19 protein-coding genes and 1 other RNA gene are annotated in these 19,800 nt (G+C 39.4%); 2 read left to right on the top strand and 18 right to left on the bottom strand.

Annotation, left to right across the window (positions count from 1 at the left end):
- Positions 1 to 38 precede the first annotated feature (38 nt).
- The 13 genes from LJD61_RS19760 to LJD61_RS19700 all read right to left on the bottom strand — a co-directional run bounded on the left by LJD61_RS19760 (position 39) and on the right by LJD61_RS19700 (position 12,566).
- Positions 39 to 1,025: an ABC transporter ATP-binding protein gene (locus LJD61_RS19760; RefSeq protein WP_255229320.1), complete on the bottom strand. Its 987-nt coding sequence runs from the start codon at positions 1,023 to 1,025 to the stop codon at positions 39 to 41.
- Between the two features lie 12 nt (positions 1,026 to 1,037).
- Complete coding sequence (locus LJD61_RS19755) at positions 1,038 to 2,012, bottom strand: ABC transporter ATP-binding protein (protein WP_255229319.1); 975 nt, start codon at positions 2,010 to 2,012, stop codon at positions 1,038 to 1,040.
- Between the two features lie 24 nt (positions 2,013 to 2,036).
- Positions 2,037 to 2,876 carry an ABC transporter permease gene (locus LJD61_RS19750; RefSeq protein WP_255229318.1) on the bottom strand — a complete coding sequence of 280 codons (840 nt, stop codon included), beginning with the start codon at positions 2,874 to 2,876 and terminating at the stop codon, positions 2,037 to 2,039.
- A gap of 14 nt (positions 2,877 to 2,890) precedes the next feature.
- Complete coding sequence (locus LJD61_RS19745; RefSeq protein ID WP_255229317.1) at positions 2,891 to 3,808, bottom strand: ABC transporter permease; 918 nt, start codon at positions 3,806 to 3,808, stop codon at positions 2,891 to 2,893.
- 121 nt (positions 3,809 to 3,929) lie between these two features.
- Entirely contained in the window at positions 3,930 to 5,468 is a 1,539-nt protein-coding gene (locus LJD61_RS19740; protein WP_255229316.1) for an ABC transporter substrate-binding protein, read from the bottom strand.
- Between the two features lie 390 nt (positions 5,469 to 5,858).
- Positions 5,859 to 6,128, bottom strand: a complete 270-nt coding sequence (locus tag LJD61_RS19735) for a pro-sigmaK processing inhibitor BofA family protein (protein ID WP_255229315.1) — start codon at positions 6,126 to 6,128, stop codon at positions 5,859 to 5,861.
- A 93-nt stretch (positions 6,129 to 6,221) separates the two neighbouring features.
- On the bottom strand, positions 6,222 to 6,482 hold the full coding sequence (locus tag LJD61_RS19730) for a YaaL family protein (RefSeq protein ID WP_255229313.1): 261 nt from the start codon (positions 6,480 to 6,482) through the stop codon (positions 6,222 to 6,224).
- 78 nt (positions 6,483 to 6,560) lie between these two features.
- Complete coding sequence (gene recR, locus LJD61_RS19725) at positions 6,561 to 7,160, bottom strand: recombination mediator RecR (protein ID WP_255229312.1); 600 nt, start codon at positions 7,158 to 7,160, stop codon at positions 6,561 to 6,563.
- Entirely contained in the window at positions 7,160 to 7,501 is a 342-nt protein-coding gene (locus LJD61_RS19720) for a YbaB/EbfC family nucleoid-associated protein (RefSeq protein ID WP_255229311.1), read from the bottom strand. The genes recR and LJD61_RS19720 overlap by 1 nt, the downstream gene beginning before the upstream one ends.
- 220 nt (positions 7,502 to 7,721) lie before the next feature.
- Positions 7,722 to 9,344, bottom strand: coding sequence for a DNA polymerase III subunit gamma/tau (gene dnaX / locus LJD61_RS19715; protein WP_255229310.1), 1,623 nt, complete (start codon positions 9,342 to 9,344; stop codon positions 7,722 to 7,724).
- Positions 9,345 to 9,471: 127 nt separating this feature from the next.
- An RNA gene (ffs, locus tag LJD61_RS19710) (signal recognition particle sRNA large type) lies at positions 9,472 to 9,739 on the bottom strand.
- A 78-nt stretch (positions 9,740 to 9,817) separates the two neighbouring features.
- Positions 9,818 to 11,170 (bottom strand): TldD/PmbA family protein, encoded by a 1,353-nt coding sequence (locus tag LJD61_RS19705; RefSeq protein ID WP_255229309.1) that lies wholly within the window; start codon positions 11,168 to 11,170, stop codon positions 9,818 to 9,820.
- A gap of 13 nt (positions 11,171 to 11,183) precedes the next feature.
- Positions 11,184 to 12,566: a TldD/PmbA family protein gene (locus LJD61_RS19700; protein WP_255229308.1), complete on the bottom strand. Its 1,383-nt coding sequence runs from the start codon at positions 12,564 to 12,566 to the stop codon at positions 11,184 to 11,186.
- Positions 12,567 to 12,785: 219 nt separating this feature from the next.
- Here LJD61_RS19700 and LJD61_RS19695 point away from each other — a divergent pair, with 219 nt between their 5' ends.
- On the top strand, positions 12,786 to 13,862 hold the full coding sequence (locus tag LJD61_RS19695) for an anthrax toxin lethal factor-related metalloendopeptidase (RefSeq protein WP_255229307.1): 1,077 nt from the start codon (positions 12,786 to 12,788) through the stop codon (positions 13,860 to 13,862).
- Between the two features lie 71 nt (positions 13,863 to 13,933).
- Entirely contained in the window at positions 13,934 to 14,221 is a 288-nt protein-coding gene (locus LJD61_RS19690; RefSeq protein ID WP_255229306.1) for a hypothetical protein, read from the top strand.
- Positions 14,222 to 14,279: 58 nt separating this feature from the next.
- Here LJD61_RS19690 and LJD61_RS19685 read toward each other — a convergent pair whose 3' ends face one another.
- The 5 genes from LJD61_RS19685 to LJD61_RS19665 form a co-directional block, all read right to left on the bottom strand.
- Positions 14,280 to 15,335 (bottom strand): NAD(P)-dependent alcohol dehydrogenase, encoded by a 1,056-nt coding sequence (locus LJD61_RS19685; RefSeq protein WP_255229305.1) that lies wholly within the window; start codon positions 15,333 to 15,335, stop codon positions 14,280 to 14,282.
- A gap of 131 nt (positions 15,336 to 15,466) precedes the next feature.
- Positions 15,467 to 17,113, bottom strand: a complete 1,647-nt coding sequence (locus tag LJD61_RS19680; protein ID WP_255229304.1) for a DUF1266 domain-containing protein — start codon at positions 17,111 to 17,113, stop codon at positions 15,467 to 15,469.
- Positions 17,114 to 17,137: 24 nt separating this feature from the next.
- Positions 17,138 to 19,321, bottom strand: a complete 2,184-nt coding sequence (locus LJD61_RS19675; RefSeq protein ID WP_255229303.1) for a right-handed parallel beta-helix repeat-containing protein — start codon at positions 19,319 to 19,321, stop codon at positions 17,138 to 17,140.
- Positions 19,322 to 19,342: 21 nt separating this feature from the next.
- Positions 19,343 to 19,483, bottom strand: a complete 141-nt coding sequence (locus tag LJD61_RS19670; RefSeq protein WP_255229302.1) for a hypothetical protein — start codon at positions 19,481 to 19,483, stop codon at positions 19,343 to 19,345.
- Positions 19,484 to 19,514: 31 nt separating this feature from the next.
- Positions 19,515 to 19,800, bottom strand: a 286-nt coding sequence (locus LJD61_RS19665) for a stalk domain-containing protein (protein ID WP_333783167.1), incomplete at its 5' end; no start/stop codon positions are given.

Below are 19,800 nucleotides of genomic sequence, written 5' to 3'. Positions count from 1 at the left end.
TTCCTCGTTTCTAATAAATCGCTTATTTTCTTATACTGCTACACCAGCATACAGCGACAGAAATGTCCATCCTTTATTTGTCTAAATTTTGGATTATCAATGCGGCATCTTTCTTCCGCCATGCTGCATCTTGTAGAAAAGCTGCATCCTGGTGGTACGTTAATGGGGCTTGGAATGTCACCTTTTAATATTATTCTGTTCTTTTTAGCATCAGGATCCGCCAAAGGAACAGATGAGATCAATGCTTTGGTATAAGGATGAATGGGGTTATCAAAAATATCTGTTTTGGGAGCTGTTTCCATAATTTTCCCCAGATACATAACAGCAACCTTTGTTGATATGTGTTGAACCACTCTCAGATCATGGGAAATAAAAATTAACGTCAATCCCAGCTGTTTTTGGAGCTTAACCAATAAATTAATTATCTGGGCTTGAATAGATACATCCAATGCCGAAACACATTCATCACAGATAATAAGCTTAGGGTTCACCGCCAGTGCTCTTGCGATGCAGATTCTCTGCCTCTGGCCTCCGGAAAACTCATGGGGGAATTTATTCATGCTTTCTTTACTAAGGCCAACCATGTCTAAGAGTTCTTCTGCTTTTTTCATGGCTCCATCTTTTGTTGCTATGCTATGAATGATAAATGGTTCGCATAGAATATCCTTTACTCTCATCCTTGGATTTAATGAGGCATAAGGATCCTGAAAAACCATCTGTATGTCTCTTCTCGCTTTTCTAAGATCTCGGGGGGACATTCTAGCTATATCTTTTCCTTCAAATACGACTTCTCCGTCTGTGGGTGATATAAGCCTCATGATAGTCCTGGCCAAAGTGGATTTCCCGCATCCTGACTCTCCCACGATTCCCAGGGTTTCTCCATAGTTGATGGTAAGGTTTATATCATCAACTGCTTTAACGAAAGATTTTCCTCTATTAAATAAGCCGCTGCCAACACTAAACCATTTTTTTAAATTGCGTACTTCCATTAAAACCTGGTCATTATAAGTAACTTCTGCATTCATACTTCTTGCCTCCTATCCCCATCTATCGGTACACTTCCAGCACTTTATCCATCGTTCTCCATTCACCGTCGTAGGCGGTATCTCTTGAGTACAGATAGATTTCTTATATTTGCATCTGTTATTAAAGGCACAACCGCTTGGTAGTTTGTATATGCTGGGAACATTGCCCTCTATAGTTTCCAAATCTCCCTCCACATTTTTCATCGTAGGAATTGATTTTAATAACCCTTGTGTATAGGGGTGCTTAGGATCACAGAATATTTCTCTCACCGATGCCTTTTCTACTATGCTTCCCGCATACATTACCGCAACAGTATCAACCATCTCTGCAACAACACCAAGATCATGAGTTATCAATATAATTGATACATTAAAATCAGAATTAAGCTTCCTAAGCAAATCCATAATCTGTGCTTGAATAGTTACATCCAAGGCTGTAGTAGGTTCATCTGCAATAAGAACCTCCGGATTGCACAGCAGTGCCATAGCAATCATTACACGCTGACGCATACCGCCTGAAAGCTCAAAGGGATACTGTTTAAAACGTGTTTCCGGTGATGGAATACCAACGGTTCTTAGCATATCAACTACCCTTTGATGACACTGTTTTTTAGAACACTTCTGATGAAGATTAATAACCTCAGAGAGCTGATCTCCTATTGTAAATAAAGGATTTAGTGAGACCATGGGCTCCTGAAAAATCATAGTCACTTTATTTCCGCGATATGAACGCATTTCTTTCTCACTTATATCAAGAAGATTAGTATCCCCAAGAATTATCTTTCCCTCAACTTTTGCCGGAGGTGATTGCAATAACCGCAAAATGCTCTTGGAAGTCACACTTTTACCAGACCCTGACTCACCAACCAGCCCTAGCTTTTCTCCTTTTTTTAGTGTGAAACTGATATCATTAACAGCTACTGCTTTGCCGTATTTGGTTTCAAAAGTTACAGTTAAGTTCTCGACCGTAAGTATAGGTTTAATCATAATTGATATCTCCTCAATTCTTTTTTAGAAATCTAACTTGGGATCAAGATAATCTCTCAACCAGTCACCCAATAGATTTACACCTAAAACGGTTAATGTTATAGCAAATCCGGGTAGCACAGCCATCCATGGAGAAGTTACAAGATGTACTCTACTGTCGGATAACATTCTTCCCCAAGTAGGTATCTCAATAGGAACACCTAATCCAAGGTAGCTAAGGGAAGCCTCCATAAGTATAATCTTTGCCATCTCTAAAGTTGCAATAACAATAGCAGGGCTTATAACATTAGGAAGAATATGGCGAAAAATAATCCTCGCGTTTGAACCTCCTAAAGATCTGATGGCTTCAATATATTCCATCTCTTTTATAGATAATATTTCGCCTCGGACAAGCCTTGCATATCGTACCCAGCCACTAATTGCAGCAATCAATATAATGTTTTGCAGACCCGGTCCGAGCACAGCAGCAATAAATAATGCCAGTAAAATAAATGGGAAAGATAGCTGTATATCCACAATTCTCATTATAATAGCATCAATCCATCCTCCATAATATCCGCTTATAGATCCCATAGTAATTCCAATTATTCCGGCGAAAATTGTTCCTGAGAACGCAACCATAAGTGTTACTCTGCTCCCATAGATTAAACGCGATAATATGTCTCTTCCCAGCTGATCAGTTCCTAAAATATGCTGCCAGCTACCATCCTCATACCATACAGGGTTCATCATTTTATTTATGATGTCCTGCTTCGCAGGATCGTGGGGACTTATTATTGTTGCAGTAAAGGCAAGAAAAATTACCAGTAAAACAATACCTGCACCCAAAATACCTGTTTTGCTTCCCTTTAAGCTTTTCCACATAGGTATACTCCTCCTTACTGCATCTTTATACGTGGATTAATAATGCAATATAATATGTCAACAATAAAATTTACTAAAGTAAAAGATATAGCCATTATAAACACTATGGCTTCTACTACCATAAAGTCACTGTTTGTAATTGATTGGACAACTAATCTTCCAATTCCCGGCCAGCCAAATACCGTCTCAACAATCACAGCACCACCAATCAAGGATGCAATTTGAAGCCCAAGGACCGTCAAAATAGAACTGAATGCATTTTTAAATGCATGTTTCATTACAACCATAAATCCGCTTAATCCCTTAGCCTTTGCCACATCTATATACTCCTTAGTCATGATCTCTAACATATTGGAGCGTAGCAAACGTGCAATAGTTGCTGCAGTAAAAACTCCCAATGTAAAAGCAGGCATTAAAAGAGATTTGAAAGAGTCATATCCTGAAGTAGGAAGCCATTTCAGCTTCACGGAGAATATCATCATCAGCATAATTCCAAGCCAGAATGCAGGTATGCACTGACCTAATAAAGCCATACTACGAATTATCATGTCAGTCTTTGTATTGCGTTTTATTGCAGATATAATCCCTGCCGGGATACCTAATACCATCGCTATCACAAAAGCTGCAACCGCAAGCGTAACAGTAGCAGGAATCCGTTCAACAACAACTTTCATAGCAGGTTCATTATAGTTATAGGACATGCCGAAATCCCCTGCAATTGCACCTTTCAAAAAACGTCCATACTGTATCATAATCGGATCATTAAAACCCATTTCCTCTCGCAGCAGCTCCATATCTGCCCTTGAGGCACTAGGTGGCAACATCAATTCCACAGGATCACCGGCAACATTTAAGACCAAAAAAACTACAAGCGTGATTCCTAATACCGCAATTAGCGATTGACAAAATCTTTTAGCTAAATACTTTGCCATATTTGTCCACCTTTCTTTTGGTGTAATTTAGAATAGGGATGACATATAGAAAGTATAATAAAATTCATGCATCATCCCTATTACTAAATTTTCGGGGGAGAATTACAATATTTAGTATTAACTAATGTACATCTGCTTCAGTAATTAATATCATTTCATCTACCCTTGGAGACCAGTTAATAACTTTTTTGCTGTTATATCCATATAAACCATATTGCTGATACAAGAATATAGCAGGAGCTTCATCTTTAGCCAGCTGCTGAAGCTGCGACAAAAGCTCATCTGATTCCTTCTCATCAACTGTTGCAGCTGCTTTAAGCCTCAATGAATCGAAATTAGGATTACTATAAGTTGAGAATCTTTCTCCTGTACCGAATGCTATTTTTGCTACCAAATCAATATTGCTATAAGGACCTCCTATACCATTCATATATAGCTGTTCAACTGTACCGGCAACAATTTTCTCACGTTGAGAGGCACTGTCTGTTTCTTTTACATTACACTTAATTCCAACTTCAGCAAGTTGTGCTGAAATAGCTTGTACAACATCAGCACCGTTAAGATATCCGGGAGTAACAGCTATATCTATTTCAAAACCATTGGCATAACCTGCTTCGGCTAACAGTTGTTTTGCTTTTTCCGGGTTATATTCGTATGGAGCAATTGATGAATCATAACCTTCATATTCAGGAGTGGAAATAGTTGCAATAGGGGTTGCATAACCATCCAGAACCCCCTTGATTATTGCCTGCTTGTCAACAGCATAGTTGAGCGCCTGTCTTACTCTTACGTCCTGCATTGGACCTTTAGCTATTGAGTTGATACCCATGAAAATAACACGGGTAGTCGGATTTCCTATTACATCAAGGTTTTCTTCTGCTTTTAGTCTTTCAACTTGACTGGTTTCCACATTGCTGATTATATCAACATCGCCTGCTTCAAGAGCAGCAATTCTGGAAGCCGCTTCCGGTATTACCACATATGTGGCTTTATCTATTGCAGGTCTGCCTCCAAAATAGTTGTCATAGGCTTCCATTACTACCTTTTCATCTTTCTTTCGTTCAACAAATTTATATGGACCTGAACCTATAGGTGCTTTTGCGAATTCTTCATCGCCCACTTTTTCAACATAAGCTTTAGGTATAATTTTTACATAGTTCAATCTTAAAGGAAGGGCCAAGAAAGGCTCATCGGTTATAATTTCGAAATTCAGTTCATCAATTATCTTTACTGTCATAAATGAAAAATCAGAGGCTAGTTTATATTTCTTATCTTTGTCTTTAATGGTGGAAATTGTGTATTCAACGTCCTCTGATGTAAGCTTAGAACCGTCATGAAAAGTAATTCCGTCTTTAAGCTTAAATTTCCATGTAGTAGCATCAACTAATTCATAAGATTCTGCCAAGTCGTTTACAATGGCCCCCTTGGCATCTGTTCTTAGAAGACTGCTAAAAACATGTGCTAGAATCCCAGCTGTAGTTGTACCGGTTGCATTTCTTGGATCCAAGCTGGATACATCTGAAGGTGATGCAAATTTGATCTCCTTCAAGGCCGGTGTCTTATCAGGCAGATCTTGACCCTCTTTAGGATTACCGGAACACCCTGTAATTACTGAAAGGATCATAACTAACAAGAGTACTGTGCTAATAATTCTTTTCATTTTATTCCCTCCACTTTTATTTTTATAATAACCATTTGTCAGCATTTATATTTATCCTTGTATGCTAACAAATGGTTTACGTTTAAAATTTTTTAAATTTTATTTCTGCGTTAATGTTTAATTATTTTTATTATATATTATTTGCGTTTAAATTTCAACACATTCTTTAAAGTTTATTTCCGTTTTTCTTTACTGTCCTCAGTTATAATTCTTGTTACATTTTCATAATGCATATACGATCAACACAGATTTTCTTAGCACCTCTTTTGGATGGCAGCTAACCCCCACTTCTTTAATTCTCCATCATATAAAAAAATAAAAGACTTCTAAAAGCGAAGCCTTTTCAAAGATACAGCTCTGTTCGGTATGTTTCCAAAGCAAATATGCATCTCATAGAAAATATTGCAGGAACAATAGCAGCAGCACTCCCGGTATTCCCAGGAAGCCGGCTATAAGAGCAGTTACCGGATTTATAGCGATAGTTATCCCGATAAATCCGCCAAATATATTGAGGAAGAAAAGAGCAACTGCACCGATTATACCGTTGATTATAAATTTGATTACAATTTTTATTGGCACCACCAAAAGCATTCCAATAATATAAATAGCTCCTATGGCCAAAAATACGGCCAATATAGTAAAAACATCCACCTGTGGCATAAAAACCGCCTCCTTTTACTGCAACTTGGCTAAATAATATATATTTCAGTGTAAATAAAATATTACACAAAGTCACAGCAAAAGCAAATAATATTATATATCCATCTTTATGCCGCATTGCCTGGCACGTTTTATCATATACATATATTTAGATTTCGCCGCTTCCATCTTATAAATTGCATGATCGATCAAGTCCGATTCAACCACATTTTCAAAATAGTTCTGCGCATCGTACCATTCCTGGCGAGCTTTAGCAACGGCCATAAAAAATTCCTCATTGCTGCTGTTCTCTTTGCTTTTCACAAAACCGGGTATCATATGTAAAAGCTGCTTGACTTCTAAATTTGCGGACAAATGAAATGCCTCCTCATATTTTTTCTATTTTTATATAAATATACCCATATTATAGAAAAAATATACGGAGGCGGTTTTTTATATTTCTCTTCTGCCTTCAAGGGCTTTCATCAAGGTGACCTCATCGGCGTATTCAAGATCACCGCCGACGGGCACTCCATGTGCGATCCTTGTAGTTTTCACACCTAAGGGTTTTATCAATTTTGAAATATACATAGCTGTGGCTTCCCCTTCTATATTTGGATTGGTCGCCAGTATGACTTCTTTTATCTTTCCGTCCCTGAGTCTTGCCAGCAGCTCCTTAAGACGGATATCATCAGGTCCTATACCGTCCATAGGAGAAATCGCTCCATGGAGCACATGATAAAGGCCCTTAAACTCCCTCGTCTTTTCCATGGCCACAACATCCCTCGGATCTTCGACCACACATATTATGCTTTCATCCCTTTTGGAATCGGAGCATATATTGCATTTATCACTGTCCGTGATATTGGAGCATATCTCGCAATATCGCACGCTTCTCTTTGCGTTTATTATCGCATGAGCCAATTCCTCAGCTTCCTTCTGGGGCATATCAAGAAGATAAAAAGCCAGTCGCTGGGCCGTTTTGCTCCCTATGCCGGGCAATCTTGTAAAAGCTTCAATAAGCTTTGCAATAGGAGCTGCGTAATAGTTCATTAGAATAAACCTCCAGGCAGGTTCATACCACCTGTAAATTTGCTCATTTCTCGGGCCATCATTTCGTCAGCCTGCCTGATAGCCTCGTTGACAGCGGCCATCACCAAATCTTGAAGCATTTCAACATCATCAGGATCTACTACTTCAGGCTTTATGGCTATGGACTGCACTTGTTTCTTGCCGTTTATAACCACGGTGATAGCTCCGCCTCCTGCGCTGGCTTCTATGGTCCTTTGTTCTATTTCCTGCTGAAGCTTCACCATTTCCTGCTGCATCTTCTGAGCCTGCTTCATTATATTGTTCATGTTCCCCATTCCGCCTGGGAATCCACCTCTCGCCATTATTATCCTTCCTCCTTTTTATTTAACCACTGAAGGTCACTGAATCTCTCACTAAATTTCACGAAAAGGATATTATACTTTGCACATGATTAGTTTATTATTTTTTTGATGAATTTACAATAACCTTTGTAATATCTTGATAAATTAAAATACCTCATCCCGTCCGCGTTCTTTCGTGAAAATTTCCGTGTATTTCAGTGGTTTCCGTAACCCTAAGTTCTTATTCTTCTTCCACTACTTCAACGAGGTCTTCGCCAAATAGCTCGATAGCTTTTTTTACTACATCGTCTTCACCTGCATCATCCTTGCCTTCGTCTTCAATCTTCCCGGCTTCATCTTCAAATATGGCTTTTATTTTTATAGACTTTGAGAAATATTCACATGCAATCTCTTCGATCTCTTTTTTGGTATCCATCCTCTCCACAGCTTCCTTTGAAAAGGAATCCTGTCTGGTAAAGCAGAGCATGATCTTTTCACCGTCAACTATGGCGGGCTTGCATAATGCCAGGTAAGTCCTCAGCTTCATCTTTTTTCTGTTTTTGATCTCTTGTATAAAGCCGTCCCACTTCTCCATTATTTCCGGAGATAATGGCTTAAGATCAGCCTTCTTTATCTTTTCCGGGACTTTCTTTACTTCTTTCTTCTCTTCCTTTTTTGCTTTTTTATCCTCCGGTATGGCGGTTATGGATATCTCTCCCCTTGCCAGGGCCTCCTCCAGCTTTTCTATCCTTGCCAACAAGCCGTCGGAGCTTATATCCTTCTGAAGCTTGCACATTTTTATTATAGATACTTCCAAAATCGTTTTGGGCTGCGGTGACCATTTTATCTCTGATGTCAGCTCCGATAAAATATTTATGCACCTGATGATGTTGTCTCTTCCGTAGCGGCTGCTCTGGTCCCTCAGCATTGAGATAGTCTCTTTGGATAAATCTATAACATCCTCCGCTTGCTCTACCAGCTTAGCCATGAGAAGGTTCCTGTAATGATTCAGGAGATCTCTGGCAAATTGGTTCATATCCTTTCCTTCACGGGAGATTTCCTGAATGAGAAGCATGGCCTTCGAGCTGTTCTCCTCCAATATAGCCTCTGACATTTTAAAAAGATACTCATCATTTACTATGCCCAAAACCTTAAGAACGTCATCATGGGTTATGTTCATTTTGCCAAATACGGCGCATTGGTCCATAATGCTTACGGCGTCTCTCATGGCTCCGTCGGAATTTCTCGCTATGAGCCTCAAAGCATCGTCATCAGCTTTAATATTTTCTTCCTTACATATATATTCCAATCTATTCACAATATTATCCTGAACGAGGCGCTTGAAATCAAACCTCTGGCATCTGGACAATATAGTAGCAGGCAATTTGTGAGGCTCTGTTGTCGCCAGTATAAATTTTACATAGGCCGGAGGCTCTTCCAAGGTTTTCAGCAATGCATTGAAGGCTTCATTGGTGAGCATATGTACCTCGTCAATTATATATACCTTGTACTTGCCCAAGGCAGGGGCAAACTTTACCGCTTCCCTCAGGTCTCTTACGTCCTCAATCCTTCTATTTGATGCTGCGTCTATTTCAAAAACATCCATGGAATTGCCCTGGTTTATGCTGGTGCAGCTTTCGCAGCTGTCACAGGGATTGCCGTCTATAAGGTTAAAGCAATTCACTGCCTTGGCAAGAAGCTTTGCCGTGCTGGTCTTGCCTGTTCCCCTGGTGCCGCAAAATAAATAGGCATGAGAAAGCTGATTAGCCTTGATTTGATTTTTTAAAATTGTAGTGATCTGTTCCTGACCGCAAACATCCTCGAATTTTTTAGGTCTCCATTTGCGGTATAATGCGGTGTACATATTATCAACTCCTCATGTTTATGACTAATATATATTATAACATTTTTCCCGGTTTGGAAAACTATATATGCTGAGAAAAAGAAAAAAGCCCGTAAAATTACGAACTTTCTTTTTAAAATATAAATGGCCGTGCACCTTTCTTCGGCTTCGTCATCTCCAAGCGTTACCCGGACAGTTAGCTCCAATCAGGCATCCCCGCGGCACACAGAAGGGTTTACTTACCGCTGCTTCCTTCCGGACCTGACGGAGTTCATAAATTTCTGTTGCGCAGGACCCAATCATCATAACCACTTATCAAGGTCAGACCTTACAGACGCCGGCCTAAGCAAAGGAATTCAATCCTGCTGCTGCGGATTGCAGGTTACAGGGCACCGCAAACTCCCCATCTAGCACGGCCAAGCTGTAAACAATCAGTGATACAGATTAAATTATATAATCAATAGCTCTTCGTGTCAACGGATAGATTTGGTTTATTATTTTCCGGATACAGCCAATTCTCTGATTATCAAGCTGGGGCTGCCGAAACATCCTCCTGAAGGCATCCCGAATTTTAAATCTCCTCCTGCTTCGATCACATCTCTAAGAAGGGTGTAAAAGTTTCCTGCTACTGTTATTTGTTCAACCGGCTTAATTTTTTTGCCGTTTTTTATCTCAAAGCCTTTTGCGGCAAGAGAGAAATCTCCCGATACTCCGTTGGCACCTGAGTGCAAGCCCTGAACTTCAGTGATCAATATGCCGTCCCCCAAAGCCTTTATCAATTCTTCCATGCCTTTTTGACCGGGTTTGATATAAAAGTTGCTGGGTGATACTCCTACAGGCGAAGAATAGGAACCCTTTGAAGCATTTCCTGTTGATTTTACTCCGTCTTTTAAGGCAGTTTTTAAATTATACAGCAAAGTTTTTAACTTTCCTTCCTCTACCACTGTCTTTGTATGGCATGCAACACCTTCCGCATCAAAGGGTGCAGAAGCCAGGCCCTTTTCCATAAGCGGATCATCAATTATGGTGACAGCTTTTGAAGCGATGTCAGCTCCGACTTTTCCCTTCAGCAATGACATGCCTTTCTGCACATTATAAGCAGAAAATATGCCTGAAAAAGTATCCAGTATATCTGCCATGACATCATTTCTTATTATAACTTTATATTTACCTGTAGGTATGCTTTCCGCTCCCATATTAGCCAATGCATCTCCCACAGCTTCCTTTGCCAAAGCCATGGTATCTATTTCGCCGGAGTCATCTGAGGCCCTGAAGGCAAAAGCTGTGTTGACCTTGCCCCCTTCCTCCACGACAGGCGCCACTATAGCATATATGGTATTTGACTTATACTGCAGATCTAATCCCTTGGAGTTTATTATCCTGTTTTCTCCGGCGCCCGTGACCACCATGCAGTCCTCTATGTTCTTTACCTTTTCGCTCTGGGCCAATGTATCCTTTTCAAGCTGCAGCGCAAGCTTTATCTTTTCATCAGCCTTCATCCGGGATAATTCTTCATTGAAGCCTGATATTTTTGCATAGCTGTCTTGACCGCCATATATTATATCTACCTCTTCATCTTCGATGGCGAGAGCATTTTCCCTGGCATCCTTTATCAGCATTTCTACGGCATAATCGTCCAAAACCTCTGTATAGGAATAGCCCATCTTTCCGTTGTACAAGCCCCTGAAGCTCAAGCCTCTATGGGAATTTAAGCTGTACTGGTCTATTTCTCCTTTGTAAATGGTCACCTTGAAGCTGTCCCCATCCACATAATATATCTCATACTCTGTGAAGCCTTCCTCCTTTGCCCTGGAAAAAAGCTTATCGGCAAAGTCCTTAATAATCATAACCATACACCTCCTACTCTCTGCCGCCTACTGTGATTTCCGATACTCGGATCAGCGGCTGGCCTACATTTGTGGGTACACTTCCGCTCACTGAGCCGCACATGCCTGCTGCCAAATCCAGCTCCTTACCCACCATGTCTATCCTGGTGAGTATCTCTGAGCCTTTTCCTATCAAAGTAGCGCCTCTCACCGGCGTATCTATCTTGCCGTTCTTGACCATATACCCTTCCAATACCGCAAAGTTGAATTCTCCTGTCACCGGATTGACGGAGCCGCCTCCCATTTTTTTTGCATAGAGCCCGTAGTCCATAGACTTGATTATATTGTCATTCTCATCATTGCCCGGTGCTATGTAGGTATTTGTCATCCTGGAAGTAGGAGCGAATTTATAGGACTGCCTTCTGGAGCTTCCCGTGGCTTCCGTCCCCATTCTTCTTCCGTTCAGCTTATCTATCATATAACCCTTCAATATCCCGTTTTCTATAAGTATATTTTTTCTGGAAGGATTCCCTTCATCATCTATGTTTATGGAACCCCATGCATTGGGCAGAGTCCCGTCATCTATTGCAGTGACCTTATCCGATGCGATCTTCTGTCCCAGCTTTCCTGCAAATTCTGAATTGCCCTTTGCCACTGACGTAGCTTCCAGAGAATGTCCGCAGGCTTCGTGGAATATGACTCCTCCAAAGCCGTTATCTATGGAAACTATCATCTTTCCCGACGGGCACAAAGGCGCATGGAGCATTGTTACCGCAATCCTTGAAGCTTCTCTGCCGCACTCTGCAGGATCGATCATATCGAACAATTCAAAGCCCATGCTCCTGCCGGGGGCTTCGTAGCCTGTCTGGTTCTCTTTGCCGTCGCTGGCAATGGCTTGAACAGCGAACCTGGATCTTATCCTTCTATCCGTGGTATATAGGCCTTCGCTATTGGCTATAACGACTCTCTGATCCACATCCACATAGTTTGACATGACCTGGGCTATCTCCTGGCTGTAATCCTTAGCCGCCTTATAGGCTTCCTTGAGCTTTGAAACCTTCCTGGCGATATCTATTCCCTTTGGTACATAAGCTACGGGGTGAATATTGGCATTAACCCTCTCTATCAATTCCACTGCCATGTCCTCTTTTATATCCCCCAGGGCCAATGCTGCATTATGGGCAGTCCTCAAAAGCGATTCTTTGGAAGTATCGTTGGTATAGGCATATATGCTTCTCAAGCCTTTGAATATCCTTATACCTATCCCGAAATCCCTGCCTGAAACAGCGGTCTCAATCTTACCGTTCACCAAGCCTAAAGAGCTTCTCTCAGTATCTTCTATGAATACCTCTGCGAAATCTCCCCCGGTAGATAAGGCTTTTCCTAAAATATCCTTTATAATGTCTCTTTCAATCAAGCTAACCCCTCCTTGGAAGAAAAATATTTTTTTATTTTATTATAGCATATGTATTATATTATAGCATATGTATTATTTTCCCCTGTAGCAATATTATTATCTGTATCATTTATGTTTCATTATACACCCTTTGATGATATAATAATAATATACGACAATTTTTTAACAACCTCTATAAAGCCGCATTATTCAAGTGGAGTGGTAAGGAGGTGGCATGTTATGAAAAGCAAAAAAACCTTTCTCTCATATATGCTGCTGATCGCTATACAGTGTATGGCCCCTTTAGGCTTATTCGATGCTCCCCTAAGCCCGCCCGAATACAGGTCCGAATTTATATCCTTGAACAGGATCTTTGTCAACCTTCCCAATGAAGAATATGATGTGGAAAAAGCCAATTCCATTATAGATAGAATATCGGTCTTTCCCCCCAAGCTCATAGACAGGCTCATAGCAAAGAATGAAAAAATGAAGCTTATAAACGGCCGTCTTACCGATGAGCCCGAATATGAATATCTTAAGGGGAAAACTCCAAGAGGATGGGAGGATACGGGCTGCACCTGGGATGATGTGCCCGGCATAGGAGGCAATCCCATAGTAGTGAGGATAGAATCCTGCGGCGGCAGGGACAAAAGCCACAGCAGCGTATGCCTGGAGCTGCATGAGGTAGCTCACAGGATCAATGCCATAGAAAGCACAAGGATCAGTGACGGCTATGACTTTAAGAAGCTGTGGAAGGCTGAAGCCCCTATATTATTCGAGAACAACCAATATTTCATAGACCACTGCAACGAATACTTTGCTGAGTGTTATTCAATGTACTTATTCGATGAGGATACAAAAGCTGCGCTGAAAAAAAATGCGCCTCTTACCTATGAATTTTTTTCCCAGGATTTCTTTAATGCGCTGCCAAAGCCTGATCTGTCTGTATACCGCTTCGGAGGCACAAAAATATGCGGGGGCATATATAAAAACAAAATATACGATTCATATAGCGACATAGTTACCGATGCATATTTCAAATCCTCAGATCATCTTTACATCGCCTTTGCAGCCACCAATTATGGGCAATCAACGGATAAGCCTCTAAGACTATCCCTTTGGGTAGACGGCAAGCAAATATTTTTCACATACAAAGGCCCTATAAAGTCAGGACAAATCTGCCGTTTTTGGAATATAAGCATAGGTAAGTTCTCCCCCGGCGTACATTCCATAATCTACGAAGTGGACAGCAATTACGGCGTATCGGAAACCGATGAAAACAACAATTGGACGGAATATAAAATCGAAGTGGAATAGATAAGTATAGCAGGAAAATACCTGACTTTGGCGAATATTATGATAAATCCCAATATAAGGAGTTGAAATATATGAGCTTTCTTAAGAATTTAGGAGACAAAGCCTTGAACACAGCTAAAGTAGTAGGCAATAAATCTCAGGACTTGATGGAAATAGGCAAGCTAAAGATGCATATTTCTCAGCTTGAAGGAGATATCAAAAAGCTCAAGGGGGAAATTGGGGAAGTTGTCTATAATGCTTACATCAACGGTCAAGGCTCACCCAGCGAACAAGTCGTCGCCCTCTGTGACAGCATAAGTGCCAAATATACAGAAATTGAAGAAACCAAGGCCAAGATCGAGCAGGTACAAAACGACTGATGAATTTAAAAAAGGCTTATTCCATTCGGGATAAGTCTTTTTTCTTAATGGATCTGGCCTATATTATAACAATAGGCTTAATCAAATCCTTTGGCTTGTCTTTCATAAGCATTAATGCCTCTTCCATTTTTTCAAAGCCTTTAAATTTATGGGTGAGAAGCTTGCTTGTATCCAATCTGCCGGTTTGCATCAAAGTAACAAGCTTTTCCATGCGGAGTCTGCCGCCCGGCATTAATCCTCCGGCAATCACCTTGTGGCCCATACCGCATCCCCATTCAGCCCTTGGAATTTTTACATAATCACCGGAACCCAGGTAATTTACATTTCCAATTCTTCCGCCTGGTTTTACCATTTTAGTGGCTTGAATAAAGGTATCCACATCTCCGCCTGCAATAACCACGCGATCAACACCTTTGCCGTGGGTTTTTTCCATGATTTGCTCTACAATGTCGCCTTCGCGATAGTTGATAATATCAGTTGCACCATATTCTCTGGCAATCTTTACACAATTTGGGCGTGAACCTACCGCATATAGATTAGATGCACCACGGAGGGCAGCCCCTGCAACGGCCATCAATCCAACAGGCCCTATACCTATAACACAAACATCATCACCGAATTGGATATCAGCCAGCTCAACTCCATGAAAACCTGTAGGAACCATATCGCTCAGCATAACTGCTGCTGCCGCATCCACACCTTCAGGCAAAATGGCCAGGTTCCCATCTGCATCATTGACGTGGAAAAATTCACCGAAAACTCCATCCTTGAAATTTGAAAATTTCCAACCTGCCAACATGCCGCCGGAATGCATGGAATAACCGGCTTGAGACTGAAGAGAATTCCAATCAGGAGTAATAGCCGGAACGATTACTTTGTCCCCTGGCTTAAAGTCTCTAACAAGCTCACCAACTTCTACTACTTCACCAACGGCTTCGTGCCCAAGAATCATGTCTTTTCGCTCACCGATGGCTCCCTCCCAAACAGTATGCACATCTGAAGTGCATGGAGAAACAGCTATAGGCTTGACTATTGCGTCTAATGGGCCATATTTAGGATATGACTTTTCAATCCAACCAGTCTTGCCAATTCCTAACATTGCGTAACCTTTCATTTTTAAGCCTCCTTCAATAATCATACGTTACACTTTTATATTACCTCATTGATATTAATTTATCAATGCTTATGCATATATACGCATGAAATTACATCCCACCGTCCCTAATGCTTTTGCTATTTAGAAAACTATTCTATCTTATCAAGATTCAAGTCCCAGGGTAAAGTATTAAAAGGGCTGTATTTAGATTTTAATAATTCTTGGTTGAGCTTATTGCGGCGATATGCTTGGGTAGATTCATCATTTCTATCCTCTTCAGACCAAAATTCATAACCTATAATATAATGCTCTGCCATGTCTTCCCAGGAGGAATAAGTCTTTTGTATGACCCTGCATGCGTCCATACATATGTCATAAGCTTCTTCTATAGTAATATACCCTGCAACGTAACTCCAGCCGGTAATCTGTACAATGCGGCAATAATCCCAGGCAATTAAGCCCTTATCCTTAAGCTTATCTTTGTTTTTTACATAAAGCTTGAATATAAAGGGAACTTCTTCTCCTTTATCAATCGCCACCTGCAATAGCTTAAGATTTTCACCTGACAGCTGTTGCTCCATTTGTCTATAAGACCTTGTATGACCTTCTTTTTTCAACCATTCAAGAATACGGAAAAAATCCTCTCTATTTTCAATACCCCAGCTTTTCTTTAAAGTTGATTTTGAAGATGATACGTACCCACAAAACCTGTCATGCCCACCCATAACATTATAAATACCCCAATTGTATTTATAGATATTGACAGCCGGTGCAACAGCCCATTTTTTCTGCTCCTCCGTATATTTCACTCTGCTGTAATCTTCCCTCACAACAATAGCAGGAGCCATATACCTTTCATCCACTTTGACATCTTTCCTGCTCACCATTTGCCCTAATTCCTTTGCAATAAATTCAATAGGCACATAAATTTTAAAACTTTTATTATCTGAATTCTTATGTGTCTTTTCATATAAAAATGGAGCCACCTTGAGAGAAACTTCTATGCCATTGACCTTTGCTTTTTTGCTTTCTATATTCATGACTATTGTTTTATCAAATTTCTTTATTGTAATTGTTTTTACTGCTTCATCCCATATCCATTGAGCACCTAAAGGCTCTGCTATATCCCTGCACTCAACCATAGGAGTGCCGTCTTTGACTTTAATGCCTGTAGTAATGGATATGCTTTCATCAATCATTAATAGCATGTCTACTAAATCATAATATTCATCCGTATTCCTTATAGGGGAGAAAGCAGGATCCATATGCAGCCTATAAGAATACTCATTACTTTGCCCTATTTCAAATGCTTTTTTTACATACTCTATTGCCTTAACTTTATCATTTTTCTGCATTTGGATTCTGCCCAGATAATAGTATACTTTTGCCTGCTTTTTTTTGTTTACAGATTTCCTTTTGTCTATCAAGTCTTTGGCGATATTTTCTGCAATTTTCAAGCATGCTTCTGCTTCCCCATTTTGCCCCAGCTCATTTAATGCTATACCTTTATAATAATTTGCAAGCCACAGCAATGTCTCATCAGGATTGCTTTGCAATACCGTATCGCAACTATCCACTATTTGCTTAAACTTTTCCATAGCAGCAGCTTTGTCAGGTTTAACTAAAAGCTCATCAGCCTCCTCCAGCAATTTTTCCAGAGTATCCTCATTAATCATTTCACTATTTGTTTCACTACCAGCATAAATTTTTTCTGCACCGCAAAAGCCCAGAACTAGTACAATTGCTATAATTATAGATATGCCTTTAATTAATCCATGTTTGTTATAATGACTCATTATTTCTCTCTCCTTTACTATCTATTATCGGTTCAGCACTTTATTGTCTTTCATCATTATATTAACACTGCTCTCTAAATCTATATCTCTTGGTTTATTGCCATATACAGTATTGTTTTCAATGCTTCCTTCAGATCTGAAATCAAAGAATATGCCTGAATTTCCATTATTGGCTATTGTGCTATTGAGTATTTCTGCATGAGAACTGCCTTCCACTACTATCCCTTGGGACTTGTTCTTAACCACTCTAGTCTTCTCAACGAATACTTTAGCTATGCCATTTATATAAATACCTGTCATTTTATTGTTGCTTATAAAATTCGATAGTAAATCCGAAACACTGCTTGTCCCTACATGTATACCATTCATACGATTGAATCCTACAATATTGTCTATAATATCGGCTTTAGAAGAATCATATATTTCAACGCCATTACCATTATCCTGTATCCTATTATTATTGATTCTAAGTTCACACCCTTTATCAGCAGTGATTCCGGAAATCTGATTTTTATCTATGTTATTATTAAAAATCACCAATTGCTTAGCATTATCTGCCATAATCCCATATTGCTCATTCTTGCTTATATAATTATATTTAATAATTGTTTTGCCGTTGCTGCTAACTTTTATCCCGCTTTGTTTGTTTTGGCTTACAAAATTTGATTTGATAACTGCACCTGATTTATCAGCTACTACTATGCCGTCCACACAGCTTTTAATTATATTATCTACTATTTCAGGATTTGATTCATCGACAATCCTAATCCCAGCTCCTCCATTACCTTTTATTACACAGCGAGAAATATTTGGCTTGCCTTTTTTTATGTAAAGGACTTCTTCATTGTCCTTGCTTTTATTCTTGAATTCTATATTTGATATTTTTACATTTTCAGAATCTATAGTTAAAGTATTCTTGCCTTCTCCTTCTATTATCGCTCCAGCTTTTCCGTACAATTCTATATCACTTTTATTGATTAACAGGCTCTCATTATATATTCCAGGCTCAATCACTATTTTGCTGCCTGGAGCAGCCTGTGATAAGGCTTCTGTTATTGTTGTTATTTTGCTCAGCTTACCCAATTTATCAACTACTATGCTATTATTATCAACTTTTACTGTTTCGGACTTGCTATCTATTTCATTTATGATATAAGTTGCACGATTTTTGGACACAGTCCATTCCTTAGAAACTATTTCCCCATTCCTTATTTCTTGAGTTAATATATAATGTCTTAAATTAAGATAAAAATCATAGTCCTTTATACCGTATAGATTAGCTTTGCTTTTCACCATATTGGTAAAGTAATCGGCCAGTTTATTTTTAAAAGCATCATCGCCTATTTTCTTTCTATAGGCTTCTGAGTTCTTGGTAGTGATAATAACATTATATGCTATCTTTAGCTTACTACCGTCATACATGCTTGAGCTTCTAAATTCAAGATCAATATCATCAAAAACATCTTCAACTTCCATCCCCAGATCAATTAAAAACTCAACATTCTTATCATTTATCAGCCCCTCATGCTTTGACAAAGGAATATAGTAGGTATATTCGTCCTCAGCTATATTTGCAGATAAGCCTAATGCCTTACCATTCTTATCTACCAAAACCGAACCGACAGTGCCAAAGTATTTAGCTCCTTTCATGCATATGTATTCCATATCATCAATAATTTTAATTCCTGTATATTTTCCGGGATTGGCTATGGGGCATTCCTGTGACTGCCAAGATATCGAATAAAGGGGTTCATCAGTCTGCAAATCTTTATAATCTCTGATCGGCAAACCTTTCATGCCGCTATAAGGTTTACTTATGAGCACTGCCAAATCTTCATAAGGGCTTATATTTGCTACTATCTTGCTGGAAGCATTTATTTCTCTAAAACCATCCCTGTCCTCCAATATGCTCTTGTTAACAATAGATACTCCCTTTTCACCTATATACATGCGGATGCCGGCTTTGAATGTATCGTTGGCCTTGTCTCCATGAACCTCAAGCATAGAAATATTCTTGTCTAATTCCTCTTTTATTTCTTGGGAAAATACACCTTCTTTTATATGCAGCAGCCTTTTTATACTTTCAATAGTTACATAATCTAGAGCAAAGCTATCTTCATCAACATCGGAAAACACAGTAGTAGGCATTAAATTTGACAATACCAAAATAATGACTAATAACTTAACCAAAGCTTTTTTGAATCTCATTCATAAATCCTCCTGATCAACTTATAATTCATTTGCTTTTTCTCTTTTTAGCGATAAGTCCCATCTGTATTTTACCCATGGACTTTCTTTAGCTGTGATCAGCCATTCAAAAGCTTCATTAAAACTTTCATTTTCTTTGCCTTCTATAAGCTTATAAGCCATTAAGTAATTCCTTCCCATATGCTCCCATGAATTAAAATTTATCTTTAGTTTTCTCAACTATTGTTGATCCTGCTGTTATCACAAGGGAAGCATTCTCTGCTTCGATGCTAAGCTTTTTAGAATCTGTATTTTTATACTTATAGCCTAAGGCTTCCAAAACCGGTTTTGCCTGTATGATAATAATACCTTTTTCTATTCTTGGCTTTTCATCAGATTCAATATATTCTCCATTTACAATCAAATTAATTGCATTATCTGCCAACACCCCATCGAAGGACATAATCAAGACTGCTATCAGAAAAACATAGAAAATTCTT

This window comes from Lutispora saccharofermentans (genome assembly GCF_024363565.1).
Classification (GTDB): Bacteria; Bacillota; Clostridia; order Lutisporales; family Lutisporaceae; genus Lutispora; species Lutispora saccharofermentans.
This window is presented reverse-complemented; position numbering and strand designations above follow the sequence as displayed.